The 26,971-nt window shown below is 62.4% G+C and carries 32 protein-coding genes; 17 read left to right on the forward strand and 15 right to left on the reverse strand.

Translation table 11 applies throughout. From position 1 onward, the window contains the following. Nucleotides 1-36: 36 nt before the first annotated feature. Nucleotides 37-828 carry an SDR family NAD(P)-dependent oxidoreductase gene (locus tag QE388_RS12025; RefSeq protein ID WP_275799432.1) on the reverse strand — a complete coding sequence of 264 codons (792 nt, stop codon included), beginning with the start codon at nt 826-828 and terminating at the stop codon, nt 37-39. A 61-nt stretch (nt 829-889) separates the two neighbouring features. Between QE388_RS12025 and QE388_RS12030 the strand changes: the two genes are divergently transcribed. Next, nucleotides 890-1,321, forward strand: a complete 432-nt coding sequence (locus QE388_RS12030) for a MarR family winged helix-turn-helix transcriptional regulator (RefSeq protein ID WP_275799431.1) — start codon at nt 890-892, stop codon at nt 1,319-1,321. Nucleotides 1,322-1,753: 432 nt separating this feature from the next. Here QE388_RS12030 and QE388_RS12035 read toward each other — a convergent pair whose 3' ends face one another. From QE388_RS12035 to QE388_RS12055, 5 genes are all read right to left on the reverse strand, one after another. Then, nucleotides 1,754-2,311, reverse strand: coding sequence for a hypothetical protein (locus QE388_RS12035; protein ID WP_307385555.1), 558 nt, complete (start codon nt 2,309-2,311; stop codon nt 1,754-1,756). Continuing rightward, nucleotides 2,301-2,822, reverse strand: a complete 522-nt coding sequence (locus QE388_RS12040; protein ID WP_307385557.1) for a hypothetical protein — start codon at nt 2,820-2,822, stop codon at nt 2,301-2,303. The genes QE388_RS12035 and QE388_RS12040 overlap by 11 nt, the downstream gene beginning before the upstream one ends. Before the next feature lie 485 nt (nt 2,823-3,307). Beyond that, a complete protein-coding gene (gene rhuM, locus QE388_RS12045) occupies nt 3,308-4,264 on the reverse strand; it encodes a virulence protein RhuM/Fic/DOC family protein (protein ID WP_307385559.1) in 957 nt (318 codons plus the stop codon). Next, nucleotides 4,261-4,554 carry a hypothetical protein gene (locus QE388_RS12050; protein WP_307385561.1) on the reverse strand — a complete coding sequence of 98 codons (294 nt, stop codon included), beginning with the start codon at nt 4,552-4,554 and terminating at the stop codon, nt 4,261-4,263. Before QE388_RS12050 ends, rhuM begins: the two co-directional genes overlap by 4 nt. A 396-nt stretch (nt 4,555-4,950) precedes the next feature. Beyond that, nucleotides 4,951-5,223: a hypothetical protein gene (locus QE388_RS12055; RefSeq protein WP_307385563.1), complete on the reverse strand. Its 273-nt coding sequence runs from the start codon at nt 5,221-5,223 to the stop codon at nt 4,951-4,953. 153 nt (nt 5,224-5,376) lie between these two features. Between QE388_RS12055 and QE388_RS12060 the strand changes: the two genes are divergently transcribed. Continuing rightward, the gene (locus QE388_RS12060; RefSeq protein ID WP_307385565.1) at nt 5,377-6,177 is read left to right on the forward strand and encodes a hypothetical protein; all 801 of its coding nucleotides are present in this window, start codon (nt 5,377-5,379) and stop codon (nt 6,175-6,177) included. A 10-nt stretch (nt 6,178-6,187) separates the two neighbouring features. On the opposite strand, the gene QE388_RS12065 is transcribed toward QE388_RS12060, so the two are convergent. The 5 genes from QE388_RS12065 to QE388_RS12085 form a co-directional block, all read right to left on the reverse strand. Further along, nucleotides 6,188-6,748 carry a hypothetical protein gene (locus QE388_RS12065; RefSeq protein ID WP_307385566.1) on the reverse strand — a complete coding sequence of 187 codons (561 nt, stop codon included), beginning with the start codon at nt 6,746-6,748 and terminating at the stop codon, nt 6,188-6,190. Nucleotides 6,749-6,785: 37 nt separating this feature from the next. Then, complete coding sequence (locus QE388_RS12070) at nt 6,786-8,162, reverse strand: HEPN domain-containing protein (protein ID WP_307385567.1); 1,377 nt, start codon at nt 8,160-8,162, stop codon at nt 6,786-6,788. A gap of 53 nt (nt 8,163-8,215) precedes the next feature. Continuing rightward, nucleotides 8,216-8,965 carry a hypothetical protein gene (locus QE388_RS12075; RefSeq protein ID WP_307385570.1) on the reverse strand — a complete coding sequence of 250 codons (750 nt, stop codon included), beginning with the start codon at nt 8,963-8,965 and terminating at the stop codon, nt 8,216-8,218. 213 nt (nt 8,966-9,178) lie between these two features. Further along, a complete protein-coding gene (locus tag QE388_RS12080) occupies nt 9,179-9,685 on the reverse strand; it encodes a DUF3846 domain-containing protein (protein ID WP_307385572.1) in 507 nt (168 codons plus the stop codon). Between the two features lie 168 nt (nt 9,686-9,853). Next, nucleotides 9,854-10,201 carry a hypothetical protein gene (locus QE388_RS12085; protein ID WP_307385574.1) on the reverse strand — a complete coding sequence of 116 codons (348 nt, stop codon included), beginning with the start codon at nt 10,199-10,201 and terminating at the stop codon, nt 9,854-9,856. Nucleotides 10,202-10,813: 612 nt separating this feature from the next. Here QE388_RS12085 and QE388_RS12090 point away from each other — a divergent pair. Together QE388_RS12090 and QE388_RS12095 are read left to right on the forward strand one after the other, a co-directional pair. Further along, complete coding sequence (locus tag QE388_RS12090) at nt 10,814-11,074, forward strand: META domain-containing protein (RefSeq protein ID WP_307385576.1); 261 nt, start codon at nt 10,814-10,816, stop codon at nt 11,072-11,074. Nucleotides 11,075-11,160: 86 nt separating this feature from the next. Beyond that, nucleotides 11,161-12,354 (forward strand): hypothetical protein, encoded by a 1,194-nt coding sequence (locus QE388_RS12095; RefSeq protein ID WP_307385578.1) that lies wholly within the window; start codon nt 11,161-11,163, stop codon nt 12,352-12,354. Nucleotides 12,355-12,648: 294 nt separating this feature from the next. Here the strand turns inward: QE388_RS12095 and QE388_RS12100 are convergent, their stop codons facing one another. Continuing rightward, nucleotides 12,649-12,972 (reverse strand): hypothetical protein, encoded by a 324-nt coding sequence (locus QE388_RS12100; protein WP_307385580.1) that lies wholly within the window; start codon nt 12,970-12,972, stop codon nt 12,649-12,651. 197 nt (nt 12,973-13,169) lie between these two features. On the opposite strand from QE388_RS12100, the gene QE388_RS12105 reads away from it, so the two are divergent. Beyond that, entirely contained in the window at nt 13,170-13,895 is a 726-nt protein-coding gene (locus QE388_RS12105) for a hypothetical protein (RefSeq protein ID WP_307385582.1), read from the forward strand. A gap of 134 nt (nt 13,896-14,029) precedes the next feature. Here QE388_RS12105 and QE388_RS12110 read toward each other — a convergent pair whose 3' ends face one another. Then, nucleotides 14,030-14,377 (reverse strand): Lsr2 family protein, encoded by a 348-nt coding sequence (locus QE388_RS12110; RefSeq protein WP_307385584.1) that lies wholly within the window; start codon nt 14,375-14,377, stop codon nt 14,030-14,032. Between the two features lie 193 nt (nt 14,378-14,570). Then, nucleotides 14,571-16,337: a hypothetical protein gene (locus tag QE388_RS12115; RefSeq protein ID WP_307385586.1), complete on the reverse strand. Its 1,767-nt coding sequence runs from the start codon at nt 16,335-16,337 to the stop codon at nt 14,571-14,573. A gap of 647 nt (nt 16,338-16,984) precedes the next feature. On the opposite strand from QE388_RS12115, the gene QE388_RS12120 reads away from it, so the two are divergent. From QE388_RS12120 to QE388_RS18575, 4 genes are all read left to right on the forward strand, one after another. Next, the gene (locus QE388_RS12120; protein ID WP_307385587.1) at nt 16,985-17,266 is read left to right on the forward strand and encodes a helix-turn-helix domain-containing protein; all 282 of its coding nucleotides are present in this window, start codon (nt 16,985-16,987) and stop codon (nt 17,264-17,266) included. Nucleotides 17,267-17,730: 464 nt separating this feature from the next. Beyond that, complete coding sequence (locus tag QE388_RS12125; protein ID WP_307385589.1) at nt 17,731-18,282, forward strand: hypothetical protein; 552 nt, start codon at nt 17,731-17,733, stop codon at nt 18,280-18,282. A gap of 10 nt (nt 18,283-18,292) precedes the next feature. After that, the gene (locus QE388_RS12130) at nt 18,293-19,345 is read left to right on the forward strand and encodes a hypothetical protein (RefSeq protein ID WP_307385591.1); all 1,053 of its coding nucleotides are present in this window, start codon (nt 18,293-18,295) and stop codon (nt 19,343-19,345) included. Between the two features lie 75 nt (nt 19,346-19,420). Continuing rightward, entirely contained in the window at nt 19,421-20,095 is a 675-nt protein-coding gene (locus tag QE388_RS18575) for an ImmA/IrrE family metallo-endopeptidase (RefSeq protein ID WP_373426645.1), read from the forward strand. A 520-nt stretch (nt 20,096-20,615) separates the two neighbouring features. Here QE388_RS18575 and QE388_RS12135 read toward each other — a convergent pair. After that, nucleotides 20,616-20,918, reverse strand: a complete 303-nt coding sequence (locus QE388_RS12135) for a site-specific integrase (RefSeq protein WP_307385593.1) — start codon at nt 20,916-20,918, stop codon at nt 20,616-20,618. A gap of 130 nt (nt 20,919-21,048) precedes the next feature. Between QE388_RS12135 and QE388_RS12140 the strand changes: the two genes are divergently transcribed. The 8 genes from QE388_RS12140 to QE388_RS12175 all read left to right on the forward strand — a co-directional run bounded on the left by QE388_RS12140 (nt 21,049) and on the right by QE388_RS12175 (nt 26,838). Next, on the forward strand, nt 21,049-21,357 hold the full coding sequence (locus QE388_RS12140; RefSeq protein WP_307385595.1) for a hypothetical protein: 309 nt from the start codon (nt 21,049-21,051) through the stop codon (nt 21,355-21,357). Nucleotides 21,358-21,418: 61 nt separating this feature from the next. Then, nucleotides 21,419-21,646: a hypothetical protein gene (locus tag QE388_RS12145; RefSeq protein ID WP_307385597.1), complete on the forward strand. Its 228-nt coding sequence runs from the start codon at nt 21,419-21,421 to the stop codon at nt 21,644-21,646. A 325-nt stretch (nt 21,647-21,971) separates the two neighbouring features. Beyond that, complete coding sequence (locus QE388_RS12150; RefSeq protein ID WP_307385598.1) at nt 21,972-22,628, forward strand: MT-A70 family methyltransferase; 657 nt, start codon at nt 21,972-21,974, stop codon at nt 22,626-22,628. A gap of 53 nt (nt 22,629-22,681) precedes the next feature. Beyond that, nucleotides 22,682-22,876, forward strand: a complete 195-nt coding sequence (locus QE388_RS12155) for a hypothetical protein (RefSeq protein ID WP_307385599.1) — start codon at nt 22,682-22,684, stop codon at nt 22,874-22,876. Nucleotides 22,877-22,889: 13 nt separating this feature from the next. Beyond that, the gene (locus tag QE388_RS12160) at nt 22,890-23,150 is read left to right on the forward strand and encodes a hypothetical protein (protein ID WP_307385600.1); all 261 of its coding nucleotides are present in this window, start codon (nt 22,890-22,892) and stop codon (nt 23,148-23,150) included. Further along, nucleotides 23,143-25,320: a type IV secretory system conjugative DNA transfer family protein gene (locus tag QE388_RS12165; protein WP_307385601.1), complete on the forward strand. Its 2,178-nt coding sequence runs from the start codon at nt 23,143-23,145 to the stop codon at nt 25,318-25,320. Before QE388_RS12160 ends, QE388_RS12165 begins: the two co-directional genes overlap by 8 nt. A 217-nt stretch (nt 25,321-25,537) precedes the next feature. Further along, entirely contained in the window at nt 25,538-26,395 is an 858-nt protein-coding gene (locus QE388_RS12170; RefSeq protein ID WP_307385602.1) for a replication-relaxation family protein, read from the forward strand. After that, complete coding sequence (locus tag QE388_RS12175) at nt 26,392-26,838, forward strand: hypothetical protein (protein WP_307385603.1); 447 nt, start codon at nt 26,392-26,394, stop codon at nt 26,836-26,838. The genes QE388_RS12170 and QE388_RS12175 overlap by 4 nt, the downstream gene beginning before the upstream one ends. The last annotated feature ends 133 nt before the right edge of the window (nt 26,839-26,971 follow it).

The following is a 26,971-nucleotide window of genomic DNA, read 5'->3' on the forward strand; positions in this document are numbered from 1 at the left end:
TGTTGTCGCGTCAACAGCGACCCGAGGCAGATCGATCTACAAACGGAAGCCGCCGCTTGCCTCGATCCGTTGGCCAGTGACCCACTCTCCAGCGGGGCCGGCCACGGCCATGACCGCGGACGCGACGTCGTCGGGCGAGGCGACGCGGCCAAGGGCGGTCATGCTGGCCATCGTGGTCTGCACGTCGTCACTGGCACGGATGTATCCACCGGCGAAATCGGTCGGCACGGGGCCCGGCGCGATCGTGTTCACGGTGATGCCCCGCGACCCCAGCTCCTGCGCCCAGTACCTTGTGAGCACCTCCACGGCCCCCTTCATCGAGGCATAGACGGCATTGGGTGCGGTGACGAACCGCGCCAGCCCGGTCGACAGGTTCACGATCCGCCCCCCATCCGCCAAGAGCGACGGCCCGGCAACCGGGGCGACGATGCCTTGCGTGAGCAGGTACACCCCCTTGAAGTGCACTGCGAACAGCTGATCGATGACCGACTCTTCAGTGGACCCCAGCACGGTCGGGCCCGCAAAGCCAGCGTTGTTCACGAGCACGTCCAGGCTGCTGCGATCCCAGCTCGCGCGAAGCGCCTTGCGCAGGTCCAGCACGAAGTCCGAGAACGCCGCGGTATCCGTCGTGTCGAGCTGTAGCGCCACCGCCGTCCCGCCTCGCGCAGCGGCGCTCGCTACGACCTCTTCGGCCTCTTCCGCATGGGATCGGTAAGTCAGCACGACTCCAGCGCCGGCATCGATGGCCGCTTCGACGATCGCCCTCCCGAGGCCGCGATTGCCGCCCGTCACGAGCACGATCTTGTCGGTAAGAACTGTTGATGTCATTCGACGAGCATGCACCCGGCAATGTTGTCACGTCAACATAAGTCAGGTAGGTTGGGAGCAAATGGATGACCTACTGAGTGAGAACGAGCTACGCCTCTGGCATGCCTGGAAGGCAGCGACCGACACAGTGCGAACGCGCGTCGCGGAAGAGATCACGACCGTCACCGGACTCTCCGACCCCGACTACGGGGTGCTCAGCCGGCTCGTCGACCTCGGAGACGGCGAACTACGGCAGAACAAACTCGCCGCGTCCATGGGGTGGCATCGCAGTCGCCTCTCCCACCAGCTCACCCGGATGGAACAACGCGGCCTCGTAACTCGCGCCGACGCCGATGGCGGAGTGCTCGTGACCATCACACCGACCGGCCGAGAACAGATCGACAAGGCGCGGCCCGTCCATGCCCGCGCCGTCCGACGTTCGCTATCCGCACACGTCCCACTGGAAGACTTCGCCCGGGTGTTGATGGTGCTAGAAGCACTGACCGCACCATAGAGACGACTCCACCGCCGAGCCAGGGTGAGAGTGCGCGATCAATGGTCGTCAATACCCAGTGGCGAGTGTCTACTTCTGTCTCATCGCGACTATGGCGCTCGGAGCGGCCTTTGCTCGTGGCGAGCGGAGCGACCGCGTCTTTCGAGTGCTTAAAGTGGCATCGGCTGCCTTCATCTCTCCCGCCGTTGTCTGTATCGTCGGTGACGTTATTTGTCAGGCGTTCGAACGAGTAAGCCGCGCGATACGGACGGCCCTTTCTCCAGTTTTGTCTACGGGATCATGGCCACAGCTAGGGCATGTCTCTTAAATGGTGGGTCCAGGCGAGGACGGCTGCTGAGCGGTAGACGGTGGCGAGTTTCGCCGCCGGCCAAGAGCTACGGCCGCGGGGGAGGCCTGCGCGGAAGGTGGGTGCGTGACAATAACGAACTCAGTTTAGGGTGAGGGCGGATCAGCTTCCGCGAGCTGAGTTGCTCCCCAGCTGAGCATGAGGCTTGTATAAGCCACCTCTCCAATGCGAACCGTTCCGACCAGTCGACGGTGCAGAGCCTCAAGAGACTCGAGCGTGTGTTGGACCACAACCTGCTTGCGCTCGCTATCGGGCACGTCCACGATGGACACCGTCGCCAACTGCCCCGCGTTCGATTTCCGGACTTTGTACCGGATACCAGTGATCAGATCAGGGTCACTTGTATCCGCGCCGAAGAACCACCTGGAGTGGACGACTCCGTTACGTTCTTCCTGGTCTGCACGAGCTCTCTCATAGAATCTTTTGACCTTCTTGCTCGAATCCGTTTCTTCCGAAGGTAGGTGAGCCAGTCGATCTTTGAGGTACTCAATCTGACCACTCACCGCGACGATGCGGCCGAGCAGAGAGAAAAACTCTTCGGGCGGCCTCGTGCCGAACGAATCGACGGGTGTTCCAAAACCATCAGTGTTCAGCGAGCTAGTGCGGCGAATTCGCCCGAACGCACTTAGATCGTCAGCGGGCATCTTCTGCCCGGAGGGCTTGGCTGCTGAGCCGAAGGATGATTGCTCCAACGATGTGGACTGTGAACCAGGCGTCGTCTCGGCTGGCACTGCTGGAGTTATGGGCATCGCCGGTGTTGCTTCGGTCCGCTGAGACCCATCTGCATGCCTTGTCGATTGTCTGCAGGAGCGGGGCGTCGTGGGCAGCGATGATGCCTCTGTGTTTCGCTGAGGTGGTCAGATCGCCTATCTGATTTCCCTCGGCTCCGCGCAGTATCAAAGCTTCTTGAAGGGCGGTCCCAGCGTCTGTGATGGCGTTTGCGCCCTCGCCCCGAGCGAGTTCTGAAAGTGCGTTCTGGTAGCTCGTTTCGACGCGTTCCCAGCCCGCGGTCGCGAGGAGACGGAGCGCCGGCTGAGTGACCTCAACGTGAAGTTCGCGCGAGGCGAACGGAACCATCTCTCCATCGACAAGCTCGAAGGCCACTCGGTCCTCGGCGAGCACTCTGTTGAGCTCACGCAACAGCTCCTCGCTCATGGGAATGAGCGTCTCTGTGTAAGAAGTACCACTATGGAAGGCCTGAATCCGTGCGTTTTGTTCGAAGGCGCGAGTGTAGCCCTGCACGAAGGCTTCCATGACGGATGGGACCATTTCATCCTCGCATTCGCTGAGGTACGAGAAGAAGTCGTCGCGAGCATCTGATCTGCTCGAGGATAGGTGTAGTTGGCCGAGATCCGCGAGAAGGCACTGAACTGCAGCTTCTAATGTGCGGTAGTCTCGGCCGCCGGTGCTACTGAGCATGACCAGCTGAAGCCGGTTACGGGTCTCGGGTGAGAAGGATTCAGTCCAAAACGTTTCACCTTGACGCTCGCGCTCTTGAAGCTCACGAAGCTCTCGTCTGCGCTTATATAACGGACACATCTCGTTCCAATCTTGCCGATTACGCCTCGGCGACTTGGTTCGTGTGGTGCGAACCGTAGCGGTGCACGAGGAGTCGTTTGAAATTCACTGACAATTTGTGCTCAGCTGGCAATCATCCTCGTGAGTAAGGCGACCATGACGTCCTTCTCCTTCGGGTCGCTCATCGCCACGAGCAGTGTGGTGGCTGCCAGAGCGTTGTTGGACACGCGCGGAGTGCCATCAACGTTGCTGAGGGTGCCGTTTCTGGCGAGGAAGGTGACGAAAAGAGCGGCAGCGGTGCGTTTGTTGCCGTCGGAGAGAGGATGGTCTTTCACGACCAGGTAGAGCAGGTTGGCCGCTTTCTCCTCGACCGTGGGGTACAGATCCTGACCGCCGAAGGTCTGATATAGCGCCGCGATGATTCCCGCGAGGCCGTCACCTCGTTCGCGACCGAACAACGCGTCGTCGGGAAACTCCTCGCGAAGCTGTTCGATGACGCTGCGTGCCTCATCGACGGTCAGCTCCCAGTCAGGAACAGCTGAGGGGCGGGTGTCGATGTGTCCTTCGTCGTAGTCACGGAGGAGAGTGAACCCGGGGAGGTAACTCTGGAGCACATCGGCGACACCGGACACGAGTTCGTCGCTTGAGCGCCCGAGGATCTGCACGATCGTCCCGAGATGCTCGAGGCGCTGCTCGTTGACGGCGTAGCCACGCACCAGGTAGTCGCGGAGTTGACGTGTTGCCCAGATGCGGAACTGCGTGGCCGTGGCGCTCTTGACCCGGTAGCCGACGGACAGGATGAGGTCGAGGTTGTAAAAGGGGATCTCACGCGCGACCTGGCGCGTGCCTTCCGTACGAACCTGTCGGAAATTCCGACAGGTTGCCCCCTCGTCGAGTTCGCGTTCATCGTAGACGTGCTGGATATGCTCCACGACGTTCGTCCGCGAGGTCTGGAACAGCTCCGCGATCTGCTGTTGGCTCAGCCACACCGTCTCGGCATCGAGCCGGACGTCAAGGGCCGGGGCGCCGTCTTCTCGCGTGTAGAGGATCACCTCGCCGGATGGCTGTTGGTCGGTCATGCCGCGGTCTTCCGATCCTGCATGTCCTCATCTTGCCCTGGGATCTCCCAGTGGTCCGGGATCATGGAGATGAGGTAGCTGCGGTTCCTCATGAAGTTCGGGTCGTCGTCGTTCTCCATCATGGCGATGCCGTCGTAGAGCGCCTGGCGGATGATCCGGTTGAGTTCCGCCATCTGAGCGTCCGAGAGGTGCCTCACGTGCAAGTCCTCCATCGCGTTTCGAATTTGCATCGCCAGGAGCATGGCGTGCTGCTGCGGGGGAGTGAGGCGGGCGAAAGAGGAAGCATTCATCTGCCCCGAAGTATGCGAAACTATGTTCGATATGTCAATGGGGAGGAGCGTGGGAACCACTCGGGTCCACCCGCCTGAACGGGCTGTGCCTTGTCTTCCAGAAGCAAAGAGCGTCATCGATACCGCTCACGCTCTGCAATCCACTCCCAGCAACCTTTATCTCAAGGCGATTTGTTCCAGTAAGCGCGAGATGGTGGGGCTGGGCTACGACTTCAGGACCGCGGGAGCTGGGTCGACCGTTGGGCCAAATGGAATGCTTCCTCAGACACCGCCACGACGTCCGGCGCACTCCTTTACGGCATCGGTCGGGCAAGTGAGGACGCGCTGCGGTGTGCAATGCACCCGAGCTTCGCCGCTGGCAAGGCGTACGGCCGCCGACCACATCGGGAGAGCAGGTCAGGTGCCCGAGTCTGCCTCGCCCCACAACAGCCGGGCTGCGAGCTTTGCCTGAACCTGCACAACCTCCCGAGTAGCGAATGCCGGGATATTAAGATCCTCCGGGTCAATGGTGCGAATCCACTCGACCGCTTGACTAGGCGTGATGTCTGAGTCAGGAATATAGGTCTCCAGCTCTCGAACGGTGGCGCGAGAGAGCCCGGCGGCGATGAGCGACATGTCAGTTTTCCGGGGGACGCCAAGTTCCAGCATCATCTCGATGTCGATGACCAAGCCGCCGCACGTTCGCTGCACACACAGCTGACTGCGAACCTTCGGAAGCTCGACCAGCAGCAAGAGAACCTGCTCGATCTGGCCGCGGATGGAACGCTTCCTCGCGACGTCGTGCAGCGGCGGATGAATGGCATCGCGAAGAGCCGAGCAGCTATGACGGCTCGGCTTGAGAACACGGAGAAGAAGCTGACTGCGGTCCTGGAGTACATCGATGCCGCACTCTCGATACTGGAGCGCCCCGGCGACCTCTACGCAGGTGCCACGGACGAACAGCGACGAATGCTGAATCAGGCGGTGTTCTCGCGCATCTACGTCGAAGCAGACGAGGTGACGGGCGTGGAGTTCAATGAGTCGTTCGACGTGCTCATCGCCGCCGACGAGCAGTACGCGAACGCCACCAGCAGTGGAGAAACCAAAACCGCCCCTGTGAACAGGGGCGGTGGGAAATCGTCGGAAGTCGCGACTCTCGTAAATATCGCCAAGGACGATATTTCGAGTAACGCTGACGTGGTGGGGCTTGTTGAGAGGTACTCGCAAAAGTCCTGGGACACGGATCGCCTTCGTACTCTGGCTGATCTACCGGCCCACAGGTCGACCAAGCCAGCCCGTGCGATCGTGAAGAAGGCGAAGCGGCTGAGCGATGCTGAGCTATCGACCTTCCAAGCGCGCTACCGCGAGGGAGCGACAGTCGATGTGCTTGCGCGGGAGTTTGGTGTCCACCGGACGACCGTCATGGCCTTCACGAAACGGCTTGACCTCCGCCGTCCGATCCGTGCACTGTCGGAGCCTCAGATCCAGCAGGCCGCCAACATGTATTCAGAGGGCGAGCCGTTGGCTGTTGTAGCGAAGCGATACGGGGTCGGCGTGGAGACGATGCGAACCACACTCCTCGCCGCAGGGCAGGAGCTGCGGCCCCGGGGGAGGCCTGCGCGGAAGGTGGGTGCGCGGCAGTGACGAGTCAAACTCAGGGGTGGGGCGGATCAGCATCTGTGAGCCGCGTTGCTCCCCAGCGGAGCATGAGGCTCGCATACGCCACTTCTCCGATGTGAGCCGTTCCAACTAGTCGGCGATGCAGGGCCTCGAGAGACTTGAGCGTGTGTTGGACCACGACCTGTTCGCGCTCGCTATCGGGCACGTCCACGAGAGACACCGTCGCGATGTGCCCCGCGTTTGATCTCGGGATCCTGTACCGGATGCCGGTGATTAGATCGGGATCACTCGTATCCGCGCCGAAGAACCACCGTGAGTGAACAACTCCGTTACGTTCTTCCCGGTCGGCGCGAGCCCTCTCATAGAACCGCTTGACCTTCTTGTTCGACTCCGTCTCTTCCGCCGGTAGATGAGCCAATCGATCTTTGAGGTACTCGATCTGCCCACTCAATGCAACGATTCTGCCCACCAGGGAGAAAAATGCCTCGGGCGGCTTTGTCCCGAACGATCCCACGGGTGTTCCGAAGCTGTCGGCCTCCCAGTGCTGCGAGTGGCGAATGTTTCCGAATGCGCTTTCGCGGTCGTCTGGATTCATCGCCAGGTCCAAGCGGTGTAATACATCAAATAGTCAATCAGTGAAGGCCAGGAGGGAGTCCGAGGATGTCCTTTGCTGCCCGTGTCTGCACATCGCTGGAGAGTCCAAGCTCCGCGAGGAGCACCAGTGTGATGAGAGAATTAGTCACCCACTCGAGGCTAAACATCGCATCGCTCGCGGACTCGTTTCCTGTGTGAGCGAGATTGTTCCGTGCGGTCCGGAGCGTTCGAGCCCACTTGGGTACATCATCGATCACGAGTGCCAGTGCGCTCTCATCCGGCTTGGTCGCCAGGGAAACCATTCGCTCCCGAAAGCTCGGCGTGTTACGAAGTCTGGACTTCACCCAGACTCTCTCGCTTGCATCTTCTATGGCGTCCAGTATGCGCGTTCGAAGGGACTGGAACACGTCGTCGTGAAGTTCGGTTTCGTCTCCGTAAAGAGACCCATGGAGCGTCTCGGCAGTGATCGAGAGTAAGAGCAACCGAACTTCCGTGTACGTCGGGCGCGCGTATCGCAAGCCGAAGAAAACGTTGCACGCGTCGGGCGCGCGGCGGCGTATGTGGACCCATCGGGGCACGAGCACATCAAAAGGCATGTCCCCGCGAGTAAACAGGAATTGCCTGCTGCGAGGCGACGCTGCTTCGGGGTCGGCAGTGTGGGTTCGCTTGGAGAACACGTCGACTCGTCGTTCCCATTCCAGCGCCGTGCCGTCGACATCCGTTCGGGTGAATGGGTCCTTATGGATTAGCGTCATACTGATCCGACCGGAGGCCTGACCTGTGGCTAAGGTGACGAGGTCGGTTAGCTCCAGCACCATGCTGTTAAAGTCATCAATCCACGTTGCGGAGGGTGGCCTCAACACGAGATATGCTTCAACTTCGCCCGATACCGCGACACGCGAATGCTCGAGGCTTACGTGGAACGGCTGGACGAGAGCGCGTGCCGTTATCAGCCAGTCGTCGACCTGGCATGTGATGTCAGGCGATCGCCGAGAGGCTGCGGATTCAATGGTCGAACCGCCACTCCGAGAGATGAACTGATCCATCTGAAGGAAACTCGAAAGATTCTCGATTGAGAGAAGCGCTGCGGAGAAGGCGGCCTCGCCGTCGGCGACGTGAGCGCCAACAAGCGCTTCGTGAACGTGGATGTCGTGCAGTCCGTCGGGTCGCCTACCCCAGCCGTCTCGATTCGTTGTGAAGCAGTCGAGCAGCGTTACTTCCTGACCCTCCGCTGCACCCAGGATCACGGGCACACGATCGGATGCATCTAGGGATCTCATGTCTCCTGGAAGGTCGAGCCCGCCGATAAGCTCAAGCTGGCATGCGCCATCATCTTGAATGACTAAGCGCCCGGGGGCCTTCTCTTCCGGGCGCTCCGGCAGCCACCAGTAGCCCCGCCACGTCTTCTCACCCACAGGCATGACTCGGATACCGGGCAAACGCGGCTGCCACTTCCCATTCCAGTCTCCTACCGCAGTCCCGATCGAGCCTCGATGTTCCTGCCAACCCACTTGAAGAATCGGTAGATGCCGATCACGATGATGGCCACGAGGGCGCTCATCATGATGAGCATGCTGATTCCACCCGCAGGCGCGGAAACACCGGGGTCGAACGCGTAGATCACTAGGCTCACTATGAGACCCGCCGTACCAAGGATGAGCACTCCGGTCCAGACGAGCAGGGGTGTGATCTTAAGGCGTTTGCGTGAGGTGTCGATCGCCCGGGCAGTCTCGCTGACGCCATCGCGAAGCACATCAATGTCCGGTAGGACTCGGTTGACATGAACATCGGGCGTTCCATCGACGATGACGCGGATCGTTGATTGGAACTTCCGATGGATGAGTGCTGGCCGAAGCACGACTTGGTTGGGAAGAACGACTTCGAGATGCGCTCCAGCAATGCCGACAGTGGGCATCTCCTCGACGATGGGTGCGCCGAGATCGAATGTGAGGGGCGTGCCCGCGTCAAACGCGTTCGAACCGATATCTGCTGTTCCCGATGACCACAGACTGAGGGTGACCATTTGCGGTGCAGTCACCGGTCGACCTTCCAGAGCGATCGTGAGCCGATCGCCAGCACCTGCTCCCGCCGCGAGAAGGGGCGATGCCTCGACTCTGTAGCGCAACTGTCGCTTCGGATTCATCTTCCGATATGTCCAGACGGAAACGACGGTCGCGATGATGATCCCGACCACGCTGACGAGCAACTCGATCCCCATCCGCGCAGTATGGCAGAGCGAATGCCCGTCCACAGAGACGACGTGGACGGCCGTCCCTGCGCGTGTCGACCTTCTGAGAGATTCTTAGTGGCCGGGCGCCTGCTGTTCGAGACTCTCTGTGTTGTGTCTGCGCGCCCAGGGATCTTGTGACCTGCATCGCGTTCGCGCAGCACAGAGTGAAGCGGCGGTGGTCGTAAGTGACCACCGCCCTCATCAAGGCTGATTGCTCTCGCCTACGACACCATCGACGCGCTCGATGCGTACCTCCAGAGCTGGCGACATCTCCTGTAGGAGCGCCGCCCAGATGACCGTCTCGAGGTAGTCATCTCGGTCGATCGGCTCCTCGTGCCACCGCTTCCGGCCGCGCTCCCGGGTCCGGATTCGGTAGACGCCAGGCTCGGTCATCCGCCGCCGAAGTTCGCTCGATAGCTCGGTGTTCTCGCCTTTGTCGTCGGTCAGTCCGACGACCGCGACGTCGCCGACGAGGCGGGCGTCTTGGGCCTGCGGGACATGGAACCGCCATAGGAACGTGGCGCGCCGGTTGAACGGTAAGTCGCGGATGAGCCCCTCCTCGTTGACGTACATCGTGACGCCGAGGTCGGGGATGTCGACCGCTTCGAACCAGCCGCCGACGGCTCGCTGGTAGTCCTCGAGCGAATCCAACCTGACGGTCCTTGGGGGTGCGGTGTTGTCTGCCGGAATGATGATGCCCTGCACCATGGCTGTGTTCCTCCTTTGTGCGTGCGACCGGGAACCGAAATGGTTCTCGTGGAATCGCAGAGCACAAACGAGGTCGGGCAATCGGCGCAGGGGAGTGGCGGGGCGGCCGGCGAGCAAGCGTCCGGATGGACGAAAGCTCGAGCCGACCGCCCGGGTGAGGTGGAGCCGTCAGGTGCCCTGGGGCTTCGGCGGCGTCCGCGGCGTCTTCGGTGCCGGAGAGGCATCGAAGATGGCGGCGATGGCGTCGCGTTTGCCTGCTGCCTCGCGTTCGATCTCGTCTCGCACGTCTTTCGCGCGGCGTTGGATGTGCGGGTCGGTTCGGGCCTTGTCGATCCAGGCTTCGATGGCGAGGCGGACTTCGTCGGTGACGGTCCGGTCGTTGAGCTGGGCGATGATGTCCAGCTGTGTGCGGGTGGACTCGTTGAGTCTGACCGCGAGGGGTTTGATCGGGCCGTATCCGAGTCCGTTGGCGGACGGAGCCGAGGCGGGCGGAGTAGTGGTGTTGGACTCGCTCATGGGCGGGTCACCTTCCTTGACGGGTGCGGCCCGAGAACTCGGATGGTTCTCTCCAAGACCGCATACCGGCAACGAAGCTGTGGAGCGGTTGCCAGGACTGAACTGCAGCACCCGCTGACTCCAGTGAACGACAAGAGGTGCGCCGCGCCAACCGTCCGATCGGACGTCATGATGGCCGGCACCTTGGTCGACGCCACTCCGGCCGCCTTCTCGTGGAACCGGATATCCACTATGTGGACAACCCTGCCCGTCTCGCCCTTCGATCTAGTTGCCCGTGATTCTGGGCTACTTGTACGGTGGCGATCGTCCCCCCAATGTACGAGCCTGTGAGGACGGACACAACACAATTTGCGAAGCTCTAGGGCACGGATCTCGCATTGCAAACACCCCTTCAGATCTTGACCTATGGATCTGCAATGTTTACAGTTGCCATTATTGCTGACACGACCAGGAGTCGACGTGTTGCGATCATCCCTAATCGGAGTCCGTCTCTTGACTGCTTCAGCAGGTGCGGCTCTCGCCCTGACTTTCGCGGGTTGTTCGGGCGACGGTATAGAGCCTTCTCCAACGTCAGATCAGGCGGATCCGTCGACTTATGTCGGGGTTTGGATGATGGACGACGATCCGAATGTGCGGCTAGAGCTAAAGGACGATCGAAGCGCTCTTGGATTCGACGGATGTAACACGATTTACGGCGCCTGGGCAGCGGGCGAGTCCGCGGCGACGTTGGAGCTCGACAGCAGTACGGAACGAAGCTGTCCTGGCGATGAGCCGCTCCTCTCATTGTCCAAATCGGCGAAGATCTCCGGCACCACCCTCATCCTGTTCGACGATGAGGACCGCGAGATTGTGAGGCTAGCTTCAGGTGCTTGACGCAGGCCACCACCGTGGTGGCTGGAATCACAGGAATAGGGGGAATCATGCGGAGGGACTCGTTGTCGAATCATTTAACTCTCGGGTTGACGCTCGTCATCGCGGTCGGAACGATTATGTTCTTGGGTGGTGCAGCGTCTGCCACTTCCGCCGAGCCGACGAATTCGAAGGTGACTACGGCGGCCCAGGACGCGAACGACGCGGTAGCGGAGATTGACCAGCAGTCAGCGAAGAGCGGTCAACCTTCATGGACCGAGGAGTTCAACCTTGCCGTCGATAAAATCCGCGCCGACTATCCGGATTCTTTCGGCGGCTCACTTGTGTATGCATCACAGGCCGCTGGTCGCGTTTGGTTTGTCGGCAACCCACCTGACGAGATTGCGGGCTACTTTTCCAGCATCAAGAACGTCGTAGTAGAGGGTGGCGCATCCGTATCAGAGAAGACCCTTTATCAAGCTGCGTCCGACACGATGGATCAACTTTTTGTAGCGACGGGCGGAGAGATTAACCTTGTTACATACCCGGAGCCGCAGGAAGCGAAAGTAGTTGTTGAGCTTCCCGCGGGAAGCCAGGAAAAGGTCGAAGAAATTCTTTCAACTACGGCACGTAAATTCCTGCCGGAAGAAATAGCCGTCGAGTTGCATGCGACCGATGATTTTTCCCCGGCCGAGCCCGAGCTGTTTCATGGTGCTCGACCTCTCGGCGGCGTCTGCACAGGAGCGTTCCCGGTGAAACGCAAGGGCGGAAACGAACTCGGAATCTTCACGGCGGCACACTGCCCTGGAACGGGTTCGTATGACGGAACGTCGGATGCGTTCTTTGCGCCATATGCGTACTCGATCTCCACCGCCTCCGGACCGGGCGGAGGTGACTTCAGGTGGAATCACAGCAAATACGGCCTCAGTGGGCTCACCTTCGTGGCCGGCAATCAATCGATGCGTGTGTTCGATTCTTATGCGGTTCCTTCGGTGGGCTCAGGCATATGCGGATATGGTAAGCAAACCGACTACAAATGCAATACTGTTGCACAGTGTGGTCTTTCAGCGACCACCACCGTCCCGGACAACAATCAGCAGTATACAGTCGGCGGGCTATGTCGGGTCACGGGTCACGTGACGACTGGGGGTGATTCCGGGGGGCCGTGGTTTATGGGGAGGACCGCCAATGGGATCCACTACGGGAAAGTGAATGGTCATTCCGCATTCAGCCTCGTCAGCAATGCCCTGGTTCAGACAAGGGTAAATCTCGTCGTCGATTCGGCAGGCAATACAGTTCAGTAAGCATCTGGCAACAGAATGACCCCCAGGTTTTCTCCTGGGGGTCATTCTGACTATGCTGCGTAAGGTCACGTTGAACCTGAACCTTAAGGGTTGGTTTGAAAGCGCTTCGAGACAATGACCCTACACCAGTTACATTGGGCTAAATCTTTGTGTAGTGCCTGACAGCTTGCCTCGCGCACTCGGAATGTCCGCCGATTTGCGCGATCACAATTGGTTTACATCACCGAGAGATTGCAAACTTCGACGGAGTGGTTGTGTTTTCGGGCGAGGCAGTCCCCGACAATCCGAAGTGGTCTACTTTGCGGCGCACAGAATGGCGGAGATCACCGCCTGGAGTCGCTGTGCGCTGTCCAAGGTGACCGCGAAGAACCGACGCCCGTCCTCAAGCGACCCGATGTAGAGGTAGGTGGCTTGGGCGTCCTGCTCGATCGCTACGACGAAATCGTCGGCGAAGAGCGGTGCCGGGTCACCGCCGAGGGGTGCGCGGCGTCGTTCGGTCACGCTCACGACGATGCCGTCGCTGCGGTGCCACCGCGCCGGTGTGGGCTCCTGTTCGTCTTCGTGGCCCGCGCACCACACGGGGCACTCGGGAGAGGCGTCCGGGGCAGACGGGGTCATTTGTGGCCTTTCTGTTCCGGGGAGGGTTGGGCTCAGGACTCCCGGGATGGGTGCGGTGACGATCAGGCATACCCGCGCTGAGCAGCGGGTGTCGAGATGTCTGACGACACGGGATTGGTGCGCATCGAGCTGTCGGGTTCCGTCATCTTCCGGGAGAATCGAGCCTCTCAGTCAGGTTGGGACAAGGTGAGACACCCATGAGCGATAACCCGAACCCTCTCGCGTCGATCCCGTCGACGTGGGCGCAGTTCGGGGCGGGGTTGCGGCAGCTCCGAGACATCAGCCTGCGGGCGGTGGAGCACCAGCAGCACGCGAATCCGGCGGGCATCGTCCTGTCTCGCTCGCAGCTTCAGCGCTACGAGGCGGGAACGTCGCGGCCCAAGCTCGCGTACGCCGACCACCTGGACGAGTTGTACGGTGCGGCTGGCTGGGTGTCCCTGGCGATGCGTTCGCTCTATGGGGCGATCTGGGATCCGTGGCACGAGGCGCACGGTGTCGCCCGTACCCACCACGCTCATAAGTGGCCGGCGCGGTACGACGGTCTCGTTTGGATTGCCATCAGGCCGCTTCCGGCATATGTGGGCCACGACCACGCCCTGACGCTCTCCTGGGGGCCGTGGCAACTTGAGCTCGCTCTGAGCCTTCCGGCTTCTGGTGCCGTGCTGGTGACGGGGAAAGCCGAAGACCCGTCAGGTGAAGCGGCGACGCTCAACCTGGACTGCGCCGTACCGGTGTTCTCCCTCCGCGGAGCTGGGCCCGCACCGGCGGGGACGAAGGTCGTCGATATCCGTCGGCGGTGGCGGCATATGAACATCGAGCCGCGTGAAGGTCGACCACGACTACGAGAACTCGGTCGCGGCCCCCGACAGATCGAGTCGGCACTCCCTCGCGCCCGACGACGGAGACGGAGGACAGCCACGTAAGCCGTCAGCTGGCGTGCGCGGGCATTCGTTCCGAGGAATGTCCGCAGTTCAAAGCAGCCGCCGACGTTATTCAGAAGAGGCTCGCCCGAATGGGCGAGCCTCTTCTGAATGGTGCGAGCTATCGGCGCTGGGGTCTACGCGTTCGCACTCTTGTACGCGTCGACGATGGTCGCAGGCACGCGGCCGCGGTCGCTCACGGTGTGCCCGTTCTCGCGAGCCCACTGCCGGACGGCTGCAAGGTCCACGTCGGTCTTGGTCCGTGTGGCACGGCGACCTGCGCGCGGAGCAGCGGCGGATCCGGCGGGGCGGGCGACACCCACGAATGGGGCGAGTGCCTTGTAGAACTTGTCGGCGTTTTCTTCGGAGAGGTCGATTTCGTATGCACGTCCCTCGACCGAGAAGGTAATCTGCTTGCCCTCTCCGGTGTCGAGGACGGTGCCGTCGAGATCGTCCACCATTTGAGTAACGCGTCGAATTGCCATGTCGGGAACGCTATACCGCTAAGACGGACACTGTTAGCTGCACACGCATTGACCCGTCCGATCGAGCCCAAGTTCTTTCTCTCGGGAGTGAAGCTGGCATACTGCGCGCTATCCGTTCTTATAGCGCCAGCGCGCAGATATGGAGGACGCCCCCACCTCAAAAGGGAAGTGGGGGCGTCCTGGCACGAGAGGTCTACGAGCGCCTGCGTGCGGCGCGGGCCATGAGCGTGCCCGTCCCGGCCAGCAGGAGCAGGACGGCGACACCGGCGGTGATCCCGCTGACGTCGCTACCCGTAGTAGCCAGCGTGCTGCCGCTCGGGGACTTCGAACCGGAGTTCCCGGTACCGTTCGAGCCAGGGCCCGTTCCGGTCGATGCGGATGCCGAGGGCTGAGGCGTCGGCGTGACGGTGGCCGTCGGGCTCGGAGACGAGGTCGGCTGCGGAGTGGGCGTGGGCGTGACCGCGTAGTAGACGTAGGTTTGCTCCGTCGACGCGTCAGAAGGGAAGGTGTAGCCCTCTGCAGGGGTGGCCGTGATCGTCGTGTTGCCCTCGGTTACCGTGAACGAGCCGTCGATGACGTTGCCGTCGGCGTCCGTGAAGATCACACCCTGCTGGGGAGTGAACGTGATCACGTTGCTGCCCGGCTCCTGCTCGGGGAACGCAGGCGTGACTTCAGTCGGCTGTGGCACCGGCGGCACGTATTCGTACGTCTTCTCGGTATCGGTACCCTCCGGGAACGCGTAGCCCTGCTCGGGCGTACGGATCACGGTGAGACCGTCCTCGGGGACGGGCACGTCGCCGGTCAGGGCGTTGCCGTCCTTGTCGGTGAAGATGACGCCTGGCTGCGGCACCACCTTGATGATGTTGCCTTCCTGGATGGGCCAGGTCGGCGTGACCTGCTCGGGCACCGTGAACGTGTAGGGCGCGACGATGTCCTTGATGGGCATGCAGTCGCAGTGCCGCAGGTACGTACTCGTGATGTACCGGGTGTAGGTACCCGGCTTCAATGTGACCGAGTGGTCGAACGTTGCCGGACCGTCGACTCCGATGAGTTGCTTGCCAACCACTGTGCGCTCTCCTGCAGCGTCCTCGATGTAGACATCGAGCAGAGCGGCGATTCCCTCCCGCTCCGTGTCAGGACGCAGGTCGTAGTTGAAGGTGATCGTCACCTCGCCGTCGCTGTGGACGGTCTGGTTGGGACCGCTCGTCAGGATGACGAAGGTGTCCTCGTTCGGGAGGTACGTCCATGGTCCGTCGTACTTCAACGCGCAACCGTTGAGGCTGCGCGCATCCAAGGTGAGCTTGCCGGTGTCGGCAAGATCGAGTGTGCCGGTCACCGTCTCGCCGGTGGTGACGTTGAAGTACTCGGCCCCGTCCGGTGCCGGTGGAACCACCACAGTGTTCCCCACCTGCTGGGGCGTCGGTACGACGATGGTCCGATCGAGAATCTCGAACGATTCTTCCCGCACGACGGTGGTGCCACCGCCAGTCAAGGGCGACACAAAGTGGAGCGTGTAGTGCCCCGGTGCGAGGAAGTACGTGTCCGAGGTGCCACCTCGGGCAGCCCGCTCGACGACGGTCTGGTCAACAACGTCGCCAGCATCGTTGAGAACCAGAACGACGAGGCGGCTGGATTCGGGGTTGGTCCAGTCCTCCATAGGGGCGTCCGGCTCATAGCTGAACTCGATTGACATATGAGGAACGCAGCCGAGACGGTTCGGATTGGTTGTGAAGTTGGTGACCTTCAGCTCCGGCTTGCTCGCGCTCTCAGTGACTGTCACGTCGTACGCGCGGTCGAAGCGCGGTGCGTCTTCGCCTTGGTGGTAGATGAGCGCGGCGAAGGTGTATTCACCTGCGGGCAGGTTGAATGTGTGGTCGTACCGGCCCGACTTCCTGAAGACTCCGGTGGAGTCCGACGCCACTTCCTCTTCGTACTGGAAGACGCCCTTCCACACCTTCACGATGACTTCCGTGCTCTCGACTCCTTCGTTGAGGATGTAGTCGAAGGACGTCCGGAAGTACCCGTCACCGGCCCAGATCTCGCCGTTCTCGACGCGGGCGAGCGCTTGGCCGTCCGCGATCGCCGCGGTGGTGTCCGCAGAAGCGTCAAGCGCGGGCGTGACTTCGGCCTCAGTGCCGGCGGTGCCGCTCGTCGACTCCTCCTGCGCCTCAGGGGCGTCGATGGCCGCCGCGACTTCAGGGACGGCGACCTCAGCGGTATCGGGCGAGGTGATGGGTGAAGGAGCCGATGTCTCGACCGGGACTTCGCTCGTACTCGGCGACGGTGCTGCTGTGATGTCGACACCGCTACTCGCGTAGGCGCGCGGCGACGGCGAAGACGCCTGAGCCTCCGACGAGGAGCGCCACGGCGCCCGCGATGACGGAGCGGTGAATACGTGTGCGGACGCGCTGCGTCGCGCGGGCTGCGCGGCGCGGTGGAGGCGCGGACGAGTGGGCAGATCGGGTCATGGCAGGGCCCCCAGAGTGTGCGGATGAACGCCGGACGGGTGGCCGGCGAGCGCCTGTCTAGGACGGCAGGCAGGGTACGTCCGGAGATTACCAATTTCTATTGGTTACAGCCAACTCTTCTTGGTTTCAGGGTTGAGTAGTGAGTACCAACCCCGCGAGCACGCCCGAATGGGCCGAGTTCGCGCAGGAGCTCGGGATGAACCTGCGGCGCAGGCGCGACGCGCTGGGGCTGACGCAGGAGGCCGTCGCCGAACGAGCGGGGATCTCGCTGTACGCGTATCAGCAGTACGAGCGGGGTGCCGTCACGAAGGGCGGGGCGGCTACCAATCCGCGGCTCGCGACCGTACTCATGTTGTGTCAAGTGCTCGACGAGCCGATTCAGCGACTTCTGCCGCTAGTGCCTCGCTTGCGCAGTCACTGACACGGTGGTGCTGTGCTCCATCAGAGCGCCCAGCGCAGCGTGGTGGAGCTGCGCGCCCTCCGCAGTGACGGCTATGACCCGGCCGTGGTCTTCGAGTGCTCAGATAGGCACATGTGACGCCTGTGCGCTTCTCTCAGACGTAAACATGCAGTCCACGACAGATAGCTGAACTGCACCGCCTTCTATCGAACTCGCCGACGGACGCTCGAGGAGCGATAGCACTTGCCCTTGGCTGAGGCCCCCTCAAGGCGGGCGTGCCTCCTGAATAGCGTCATGACTCGCGCACGATCTGAGCACGAAGAGCATCGCTCAGCATTGAACGGCAAGCGGGGTCGGCGGCGAGGCTGGAGTTCTTCGCGACGATTTCGCAGCGACTCTCCGTGCTTCGCCCCGGCTACCGAGGCGGGGGCGACCAGACCTCGACTATGCATCGCGTATGCAAAATCTGTAGCTTTACCTCACACGTGACGTTGGTCGTCCCGAACATGGTTGGGGGAGACATGGTAATTGCCCACCATGGCACCAGTGCAGCTGCTGCGTCCGCAATCGCGAGTTCGGGGTTCAGGGTGTCGGCCAATCAGTGGGACTGGCTGGGGGACGGTGCGTACTTCTGGCAGGACAACTATCCTCGTGCAGCCCGCTGGGCTAAGGATCACTTTGAGGGCGGCGCGGCCGTGATCACGGTCGACGTAAGCCTCGATGACTGCCTCGACTTGACTCAAGAGCCTTGGTTCGCTTTCCTGCAGCGACACGCTGACAAGATCCTCGCCACGCGTGGAGAGTTGAAGTTGCCCGCGTTGCGACAGCGCGGTCTATTCCATGGCAAAGATCGATACGTCATAAACTTTGTGGCGGAAGTCATGGAAGCGGCCGGTACTCCATTTAAGTCTGTACGTGCCGCCTTCGCGGAAGGTGACCCTCTCCATCCCGAATCGGAAATTTTCTCGCTTTCACACGTTCAGATTGCGGTTCGAGATATTTCTGCGGTTCAGATAACGTCTATCGATTACCTTTAAGGAGTATAGGATGATTGACCCTGAAGATGCTGATCTGGCGATGAGTCAGCACTTTGACCTGATCAGCCCGCCCGAGAAGAAGCTCAACGCAAAACCCTCTGATCTAAATCTGGATCTCGTCCAAGGTCATCCAGTCGCGGACGAAACCGTAGCAACGACCCTGCGGTCAATCGCTCCAGCCTCTCATGGGGTTGCGCTGGACGCCTATCTAGCGTGCGCATTGACCGGTTTGAATGATGAGCAGTACGAGCACATCTCGCTGCTATCTGACCGAATCTCGATGATTTGCGGCGAGCGAGATATATCTCTTTATCAGCCGCGGCTGTTCACTGACCCTGTCCATAATCCTGACATCTCGGCTCATGACGTTTTTCGGCTTGACCGAGATAAGGTCGTAGCCTCGGACCTATTGATAGTGCTTAGTCATCATGCAAGCTTCGGTGCGGGTCAGGAACTCGACTTTGCCCACAATGCGATGGTCCCGATCATTATCATTGCGCCGTCCACTAAACGTGTAAGTCGAATGGTCACCGGAATTCCGGGGTTGGTGGTCAAGATTGAGTACACGGACCCGGAACATCTGCGAGATGAACTTTCTCGCCAACTTGACGTACTCCGGCCGCTACTTGTTCAACGCCATCTGCAATTCTCCCGTCATCGGGTAAATGTAATCGGAGAACGAATCAGACAAGCGCGTGAGGCCGCGGGCTTGACGCGCGCGGAACTCGCCTTAAGTTCGCAAAGTCTGCCCGGTGACGCGTCCGTGAACGCGATTGCTGAGTCGATGGTTCAGCACTGGGAAGAATCAACAGACAGCCAGTCCAACCTGAGCGTGATTCAATTGCGGGAAATTGCCGTGCTGCTTAACGTAAGTGCTGCCGAGTTGATTGAACCGAACATTGAGGGCTTGTACCTTTCGTTTGTAAACTCGCTGTTCGAGTCTGCGGCCAGTGATGATATAGCCGCGCGATGGGGGCAATATTCAACGAAGGACAAGAAACGGCTCATCATGCGCCTTCTGGAGCGGTTTGGTATCGAGCTTGGCCTTAGCGACGACCGATGAAACTCGGCCATGAACGAATTCCTTGGTGACTTGCGTCGCTTCGCATGGAACGCTGGCGCGGAAGCCGCAGCAGGCATGGTGCTGGATAGAGCAGAGATCTCGCACGTCCCGGTAGACCTGACTCGTATTGCTAGGCTTTGGCCTGGCTTGCGGATTTCAGTCGATGATATCGACGGAGCCGGATACCTGGTAGTGCTAGACGACTCTAGAGCGGAAATCCTATTGAGGCAGGGTGATTCTGTTAGGCGTCGCCGATTCACGCTGGCGCATGAATTTGGCCACTGGGTTATTGGCAAGAGTCATTCGACTTCGGCCAGAGCCCTGGAGCCCGCCGGGAAGAGGGTCCCAAGCGAAGTGGACGAAGTTGAACGCTGGTGCGACAGGTTCGCAACCTCATTGCTGATGCCAACTCGTCACATTTCAATACTCAGGCGAGAGGTAGCGGGCTCGCCGAAGCGACTTGCAGTGGCGATTGCTTCTATGCCTGACCGTTTTGACGTTTCCGCCGAAACTGCGTACATACGCGCATGGGAGACCCTCAACATCAGAGGGTTATTAGTTCGCAGTCGCTCGCGGACGATAATCGAGAGATACCGAGGTGAGGTTGGAAACGATGAATTAGCGAGTTTCAGGAGTCTCGCAGGCACGCGAATTGCCGACACGATAGCTATCGTGTCGTCCCGTCGCGATGTTGGATACGCGACTCTGCAGGGGAGGGATCACCGCGTCTTTGTGCTGATGCCGCGTTGAGTTGCCGCTAGGGCCAGCGCCTCCGCAGCCATCTGTCGCAGGAATGATTCCTGCGCAGGTTCCGGCACTCCCAAATCGGCCAGGTGCTCTTTGAGCTCCTTTGCGGCTCGAATATGCTCGATCTCCCGTTCTTGTTCACTGGTCAACTTTGGCGCGCTATCCATTCTGATTCTCCTGCTTATGCTTCTATTGTGAGGCCTCGGACAAACCCTGGGAAGCCCTAGAAAGAACAACGGATGAAGGCGTGACCATTCATCCCGCTATTGCCTTGTGCTGGTCGATTCGCCGAAATTTTCTGTTCTCGCCATCCCGCCACTCCTGGACCCGTACCTCGTCGGCGCGATTTTGAGACGATGCGCGTTCACGTATGGGCTCCGCGGCTTCGCCGTCCGCGACCGTACCCAAGGTTGGCCAGACCGCCGTGACGGCTGCGCGGCGGAGCGTCTTGTCGGTTCGCCGTGCTCTTGGGCCGTGTCCGCCGACACGTCGGGTGGGCTTTCCCAGTTGGCTACGGATACCGTCAGGACCTCCGCTCTAATAGCTTTAAAGATACGGTTCGTCTCCGTATTGTGCTCTCGCTATACCCTCGCCGCCGTAGCAGCGCCACGTACTGCTTCTTGTCCTTCTCCGTAAGCGCCATTACGTCCTTGTCGCGCTCCACAGCCCACTCGAACCAGTCCTGGAGGTCGGCCCAGTACGCCCGGGCGGTGTTGTAGCCGTAGTTGACCAACAGCGCCTCGCGGCGGTCGGTGAACTCTCGCCACCGTTCCGGGATCTCGGGCGCGAACGGCATCGAGTCGTCCGGGTACCGCCCGTCTGCCATGCCCTCAGAGTAGCACTGGGTGTTATCACGCTTATGCTTTAGCCCAGGTCAGTGGTGCTTTTAAGCTCACCTTCGTCACCACTTCGGTGGCCCTGGTCTTAGGACCAGGTCAGACGAAAGGAGTCGTCTCATGTTCGAGACGAAGAAGGAGTTGGCACCGCTGGGCGGTGCGTTCAGCTCCACCGGGTTGGCTCAGATGGGCGCTGGTGCGCAGCGTCAGACGAGCCGCGAGGTGGAGCGTGTGCAGGGTCAGGCGATCGTGGCGGAGGTGCACGAGCAGGCCCGAGGTTTCATCGCGCACACGATGCTGCAGAACGTCGGCGCGCTGACGTCGCTGGAGCAGCACCTGATCCAGGTCGCCCCGCTCGGCGAGGCTCGCTACAAGCACATCGTGGACGCCTACGCGATGGGTGCCGCCGCGAAGCTGACGCGTTGGTGACGCCGTGTCCCTCCTGGCCTTGTTCGGCGTCTGGCTTGCCATTGTCCTTGGGGCGTGCGCAGTGGCTGTCGTGATCGAGCGTGGCGTCCTCGGCCCCGTGGAGGACTGGTTCCGTCGCCGTCAGGATCGTAAGCGCGCCCGTATCGAGGCGGAGCTCGACCGTACTCAGGCCGAGCTCCGTCAGACGATCCTCCAGCTCGCGGTCGCCTTGAACGGCGACGCGCTGGAGGCCCGCAAGGCCCTCATCCGCGAGTCGTTCCTGGCGCGCGGCGAGGTGCCGAAGGAGTAGATCCCCAAGGCCGGCCGGGGCGGCGACATCACAAACGTGTGCGTGGATTGCACTGCCCCGACCTTCCTCCTCGCCGCCCGCGCCGACCTACGGCGCGGGCGGCGTTCTCTTCCTGTGGATGAGGGCGTGTGCTTTGTGCAACACGCTCACGGTTATCCACACCCCCACCTCTGACAGGCCGTCGAGGTGGCTCCCGCCTGGCGCGATCGGACGGTTGCTGAAACGCAGCTGAGAGCGCATAACCAGGGGGCAGCCCCGCACGGCCCCTCATACTCGGCCGTCATTCTCAGCGGGTAAAGACCGCTGCGGGAAGGAGCACATTCTCATGCACACCACCAACACCACGCCCGCGTCGACGGACACCGACGGCATCGCCGGGGGGACCCCGGACGGCCCCGCCCAGTACAAGACGATCCTCGTCGACCCGCCCTGGCCGACCGGCCAGCAGGGGAAGTACGGCGCGGCATCGAAGTACCCCTTGATGACGCTGGAGCGCATCAAGGCGATGCCGGTCGGCGACCTCGCCGCCGACAACGCCCACCTCTACCTCTGGTGCTACCCAGCCACCCGCTACATCGCCGAAGACATCATGCGCGGCTGGGGGTTCGAGTTCAAGGACGAGTTCGTCTGGGGTAAGGACCAGATGGGCCTCGGCCAGTACTTCCGTCACGCCCACGAGACGCTGCTGCTCGGCGTGAAGGGGAAGCTGCCGGTCAAGTTCCGCGGCCAGCGCTCGTTCACGATGCTGCCCCGTCAGGACCACTCCCACAAGCCGGAGGAGTGCCACGTCATGATCCAGCGCCTCAGCCCCGGCCCCTACCTGGAGCTCTTCGCCCGACGTCCGATGCCGGGCTGGGACGTCTGGGGCAACCAGGTGACCGCAACGATCTCGATCCCGGGCTACCCCGTGCCCAGCGACATCAAGAAGGCCAAGAGCTCCGGCAGCACCGTCGTCATCGACGAGGAGGCCGCCGATGCCTAGCCGTCTCGCCCCAATCCTCACCCGCCTCCTCGACCATCTGAATGGAGTGCTCCATGTCCTCTTCCGACCGTGGCCCGCTGGAGGCCGCGAAGGCCTTCGCCTGGACCGTCTTCCTCGTCGCCCTGCTGCTCTCCGGAGCCGTCTGGCTCATCCAGCAGGTCTGGGTGTGGCTGCTCGTCATCCTCGCCGTCGTCCTGCTTCTGGGCGGGCTGGTGTGGTGGCTGCGCGCACGCCGCGACCGCTGGTGAAGGAGGCCCGCCGATGAGCCGCTCATCCTCCTCGAGGCGTGGTCGGGGACGTCCGCGCCGCGAGTACCGCATCCGCGTCCGCGGCGAACGCCGTGAGCACCCGGACTACGACAAGCTGGCCCGTGCCCTCCTCGAGCACGCCGCTATGGAAGAAGCCAAGCGCCGCGCCAACGTCACCGACGCGACGGACAACACGGCGACGACGTCCACCAAGATCAATGTCGGCGACATCCCGTCGATGGACGATGAGCTCGACGGAGACGCCGATGACTGACTCTTGGCGTCAGCTGCATTGGCCGCGCCCCTTCGACGCGACCACGGCCCTCGGGTTCCTGGAGACCCTCGCTGCCGATGAAGCCCGTGGGCCGGTCGTGTTCGAAGCCCGCGCCGAGGGCGGCACTATTCGTCACCTGATGGGCGGGCACCGCACCACGCTCTCTGGCATCAGCAGCGGCCTGCGGCGTCTCCTTCCCGGAGTCGCCGTCACCGACCTTGACGGCGACCGGGTGCCTGTGGAGCGGGCCGGGCGCGTGCGCATCCGTCAGCGCAACCTCGGCCTCAGCCTCGACACCACCGGCGCTGCTCTCCGTGCCCTGTACGCCGCCTTGTCCGGGGCGGTGGGGAAGGGGGACGTGTTGGTGCTGCAGGTCATTCTCGGTGCCAGCGTCCCACCCCAGCCACTGCCGGCCTCGATGCCGGATCCGAATCTCAGCCTGTTGGACCTCATCACGAAGGGCACCCGTCCCGCGCCACTGGAGATCCGGGCGGACCTGCGCGACAAGCTCGCCCAATACCGGTTTCGCGCCACCATCCGCATCGGTGTCACCGCCGCGAGCCCGGTCCGCCGACGCCTTCTTGTCCACGCCGTCCTCGCCGCACTCCGCCAACTCCAAACCGGCTCGACTCGGATCGACCTCGTCTCCGACCGCCCCGAACTCGTCGACGACGCCGTCATCCCGGCGAAGAAGCCGCTGCGCCTCACTGCCGCCGAAGCGCTCTGCCTCGTCGGTTGGCCCACCGGCGACACCGCGCTTCCGGGTATGCCGCCGATCTACCCCCGCCAGATCGCCCCGCCTGCGGGGTACAAGCCGAGCAGGGAGCGGGTGTTCGCGCGCACCAGCGCTCCCGGCCCGAGCTTGCCGGTGGGCATCTCGATGAAAGACGCCGTCCGCCACAGCCACGTCATGGGACCCAACGGCGTCGGCAAGAGTACGGTGCTGCTGAACCTGATCGCCGCTGACATTGCGGCCGGGCGCAGTGTCGTCGTCATCGACGCCAAACGCGACCTCGCCATGGACGTGCTCACCGTCATCCCGGAGTTCCGCGCGGGCGACGTCATCGTCCTCGACCCGATCAGCCCCGACCCAGTCGGCCTAAACCCCTTCGCCGGAGCGGGTGACCAAGCGCCCCTCATCGCTGACCGGCTCCTCGCCGTCTTCCGCAGTCTCTTCCCGTCTGCCTTCGGGCCGCGCACCAGCGACGCCGTCCATGCCTCACTTCTCACCCTCGCCGGACGAGAGGGCTCGACGCTGGCGGACCTGCCGCGCCTGCTCACCGACGACCCCTACCGGCGCAGCTTCACGAACAACGTCACCGACCCGTCGCTGATCGAGTTCTGGGCGCAGTATGACGCCATGAGCCCTGGGGCTCGCTCGGCCATGATCGGCCCCGTCCTCACCCGGCTCCGCCAGTTCCTGCTCCGCCCCTCCATCCGCGCCGTGCTGGATCAGGCTGCGCCGCGCTTCGACCTCCGCGACCTGTTCGATAAGCCCCGCATCCTCGTCGTTCCCCTCAACCGCGGCCTGCTCGGACCCGTCGCCGCCGAGCTGGTCGGATCGCTGCTCGTGAGTCAGCTCTGGCAGCTCACCCTTGCCCGGGCAGGCGTGCCGAAGGAGCGGCGCCGCCCCGTCTCGATCTACCTCGACGAGGCGCAGATGTTCGTGAAGCACGAGTCGGACCTCGGTGAAGCGCTGGAGCAGTCCCGGTCAATGAATGTCGCCTGGCACCTGGCCCATCAGCACCGCGCGCAGATGCCCGCGAGTCTGCTCGCCGGTATCGCCGCGAACGCCCGGAACAAGATCCAATTCCAGGCAGACCCCGTCGATGCCGCGGCAGTGACGAAGTACTCCGTGCTTACGCCGGAGGACGTCATGAAGCTGCCGCCGTACCACGTCTACGTCGACCTGATGTCGGGTGGGGTGCAGTCCGGCTGGTTTTCTGCAATCACACTGCCGCCGCCCGTCACCCTCTCCGACCCCGACGCCGTCCTCGCCGAAAGCCGCCTCCGCTACGGATCCCAGGTCTCGGGGCACAACCCAACCGCGACCGCTACCCTCGCTCCGGCCTCGGAACAGGGTGACGTGCGCATCACCCTCGAGGGTGATGCAGCGGGTGACGAGGGTGACGTCGAGCCCATCGGACGACGCCGAAAGGCCCGCCCATGACCACCCAACTCGACCATCGGAGAAGAGGAGAACGGTGTCCGGTCGCTCGTCCGCTCGACCGTCCGATCGCTGAAACTTCCACGCCCGCTTTCCCGCGTGTTTCCGCTACTCCTGGCCTCAGTTGGGAGCGGACTACTCCGCCCCTGGCGGAGTTGCAGGCCGCCCGCGAACTCGCCAGACGCCGCCCACGCCGCTCACAACCAGAGAGGGGACGCCCATGACGATGCGCCTGCCCCGCACAGGTGCCGGACCGTCCCGGCTGCTCCTCCTGCGTAACGAGCTATCTGTCCGCGACGAAGAGATCCTGATCCTCCTCAACCGGCACCGGTACGCCACCACCATGCACCTGCGCGACGTGTTCTTCGCCGATCACGCCACCCTCACCGCTGGTACCCGCGCCTGCATCCGTGTCCTGCACCGACTCATGCACAACCGGCTCATCGCCCGACTCGAACGACGCGTCGGCGGCACAACCCGAGGCTCTGCGGCCACCATCTGGTACCTCGACGCCGCCGGCGAACGCCTCACCCGACCCGAAGGCGCCCGCAGACGACGCTTCGCCGCCGTCTCCACACCCTTCCTCGGCCACACCTTGGCAGTCACCGACACGCACGTCGCCCTGATGCAGCATGCCCGCACCGGGGCGTTCCAGGTCGAGCGAGTTGACCTCGAGCCCGACACTTGGCGGTCGTTCCTCACGCGCGCGGGCACGGCCGGGATCCTCAAACCCGACCTCTACATCCACCTCACCACCCCGGACTACGACGACCACTGGTACCTCGAGATCGACCTCGGCACCGAGAGTATCCCCGTGCTCCTCGCCAAGTGCCGCACCTACGCCGCCTACAAGGCCACCGGCCGCGCCCAAGCCGAACACGGCGTGTTCCCGCGTGTGCTCTGGGTTCTCCCCACAGCCGCCCGCACAGCCCGCCTCCGTGCTGCCATCCACGCCGCCCCGGACCTCGACAACCGGCTTTTCGCGTGCACCACCTCGGACGAGCTGCTGGACGTCCTAGAAGACCCCGACTGCTCCAACGCACCCGCAACAGACGCTCACGAAAGGAGGACCCCATGACCCCCGAACTACCGCGCCCACCTGAACGCGAACCGTCCTACTCCAACGGCAACGCCCCCTTCGGCCCCGAGTCAGCGGCATCGGTGGAGCGGTCGCTGTCCGTCCTTCGTGACCCCGACGACGCGCTGCGCATCCTCCAGGGGGTGAAGCAGAACGGTGCCGCTTTCGCCGCGTTCCTGCTGCTCGCCGACACCAACCTGGCCGACCCGGAGATCATCGACCGGTTCCACGAAGGCTACGCCGACGCCTGGGAGTACTTCGCCCAGTTCCGTCACGACGTGCTCGAAGGGCTCGGCTGGCTGCAAGCGCTGGAGAAGGTGATGAGCGAGCAGGGCATCCCGGATGACCATCTCACCTGGAACCACGCCGCGATCGACAAGCAGATCCTCGACACGTACGACGTCGTCCACCTCGACGGATGGTGGCACGTCTTCCACAAGTAGCGGCCCGAGTTTTCCCCAGGTCAACGATGACAAAACCACAACGCAAAACATCTCGACTCAAGAGGTGAAGTGAGCGTAAATCAAGGAGCCACGTCTGCCCAACAAGCGGACAGAAAGGAGGTAATCGTGAGCA

It is taken from the genome of Microbacterium sp. SORGH_AS_0969, from assembly GCF_030818255.1.
In the GTDB taxonomy this organism is placed as follows: domain Bacteria; phylum Actinomycetota; class Actinomycetes; order Actinomycetales; family Microbacteriaceae; genus Microbacterium.

Excerpts from the sequence above, each read along its gene's own strand:
- QE388_RS12175 (WP_307385603.1), top strand. The coding sequence starts at position 26,392 with ATGACCCCCGAACTACCGCGCCCACCTGAACGCGAACCGTCCTACTCC.
- QE388_RS12100 (WP_307385580.1), bottom strand. The coding sequence starts at position 12,972 with ATGACCCCGTCTGCCCCGGACGCCTCTCCCGAGTGCCCCGTGTGGTGC.
- QE388_RS12080 (WP_307385572.1), bottom strand. The coding sequence starts at position 9,685 with ATGGTGCAGGGCATCATCATTCCGGCAGACAACACCGCACCCCCAAGG.
- QE388_RS12060 (WP_307385565.1), top strand. The coding sequence starts at position 5,377 with ATGACGGCTCGGCTTGAGAACACGGAGAAGAAGCTGACTGCGGTCCTG.
- QE388_RS12165 (WP_307385601.1), top strand. The coding sequence starts at position 23,143 with ATGACTGACTCTTGGCGTCAGCTGCATTGGCCGCGCCCCTTCGACGCG.
- QE388_RS12090 (WP_307385576.1), top strand. The coding sequence starts at position 10,814 with ATGGACGACGATCCGAATGTGCGGCTAGAGCTAAAGGACGATCGAAGC.
- QE388_RS12160 (WP_307385600.1), top strand. The coding sequence starts at position 22,890 with ATGAGCCGCTCATCCTCCTCGAGGCGTGGTCGGGGACGTCCGCGCCGC.
- QE388_RS12085 (WP_307385574.1), bottom strand. The coding sequence starts at position 10,201 with ATGAGCGAGTCCAACACCACTACTCCGCCCGCCTCGGCTCCGTCCGCC.
- QE388_RS12110 (WP_307385584.1), bottom strand. The coding sequence starts at position 14,377 with ATGGCAATTCGACGCGTTACTCAAATGGTGGACGATCTCGACGGCACC.
- QE388_RS12130 (WP_307385591.1), top strand. The coding sequence starts at position 18,293 with ATGATTGACCCTGAAGATGCTGATCTGGCGATGAGTCAGCACTTTGAC.
- QE388_RS12025 (WP_275799432.1), bottom strand. The coding sequence starts at position 828 with ATGACATCAACAGTTCTTACCGACAAGATCGTGCTCGTGACGGGCGGC.
- QE388_RS12140 (WP_307385595.1), top strand. The coding sequence starts at position 21,049 with ATGTTCGAGACGAAGAAGGAGTTGGCACCGCTGGGCGGTGCGTTCAGC.
- QE388_RS12105 (WP_307385582.1), top strand. The coding sequence starts at position 13,170 with ATGAGCGATAACCCGAACCCTCTCGCGTCGATCCCGTCGACGTGGGCG.
- QE388_RS12150 (WP_307385598.1), top strand. The coding sequence starts at position 21,972 with ATGCACACCACCAACACCACGCCCGCGTCGACGGACACCGACGGCATC.
- QE388_RS12075 (WP_307385570.1), bottom strand. The coding sequence starts at position 8,965 with ATGGGGATCGAGTTGCTCGTCAGCGTGGTCGGGATCATCATCGCGACC.
- QE388_RS12170 (WP_307385602.1), top strand. The coding sequence starts at position 25,538 with ATGACGATGCGCCTGCCCCGCACAGGTGCCGGACCGTCCCGGCTGCTC.
- QE388_RS12050 (WP_307385561.1), bottom strand. The coding sequence starts at position 4,554 with ATGAATGCTTCCTCTTTCGCCCGCCTCACTCCCCCGCAGCAGCACGCC.
- QE388_RS12035 (WP_307385555.1), bottom strand. The coding sequence starts at position 2,311 with ATGCCCGCTGACGATCTAAGTGCGTTCGGGCGAATTCGCCGCACTAGC.
- QE388_RS18575 (WP_373426645.1), top strand. The coding sequence starts at position 19,421 with ATGGTGCTGGATAGAGCAGAGATCTCGCACGTCCCGGTAGACCTGACT.
- QE388_RS12040 (WP_307385557.1), bottom strand. The coding sequence starts at position 2,822 with ATGAGCGAGGAGCTGTTGCGTGAGCTCAACAGAGTGCTCGCCGAGGAC.
- QE388_RS12135 (WP_307385593.1), bottom strand. The coding sequence starts at position 20,918 with ATGGCAGACGGGCGGTACCCGGACGACTCGATGCCGTTCGCGCCCGAG.
- rhuM (WP_307385559.1), bottom strand. The coding sequence starts at position 4,264 with ATGACCGACCAACAGCCATCCGGCGAGGTGATCCTCTACACGCGAGAA.
- QE388_RS12065 (WP_307385566.1), bottom strand. The coding sequence starts at position 6,748 with ATGAATCCAGACGACCGCGAAAGCGCATTCGGAAACATTCGCCACTCG.
- QE388_RS12155 (WP_307385599.1), top strand. The coding sequence starts at position 22,682 with ATGTCCTCTTCCGACCGTGGCCCGCTGGAGGCCGCGAAGGCCTTCGCC.
- QE388_RS12030 (WP_275799431.1), top strand. The coding sequence starts at position 890 with ATGGATGACCTACTGAGTGAGAACGAGCTACGCCTCTGGCATGCCTGG.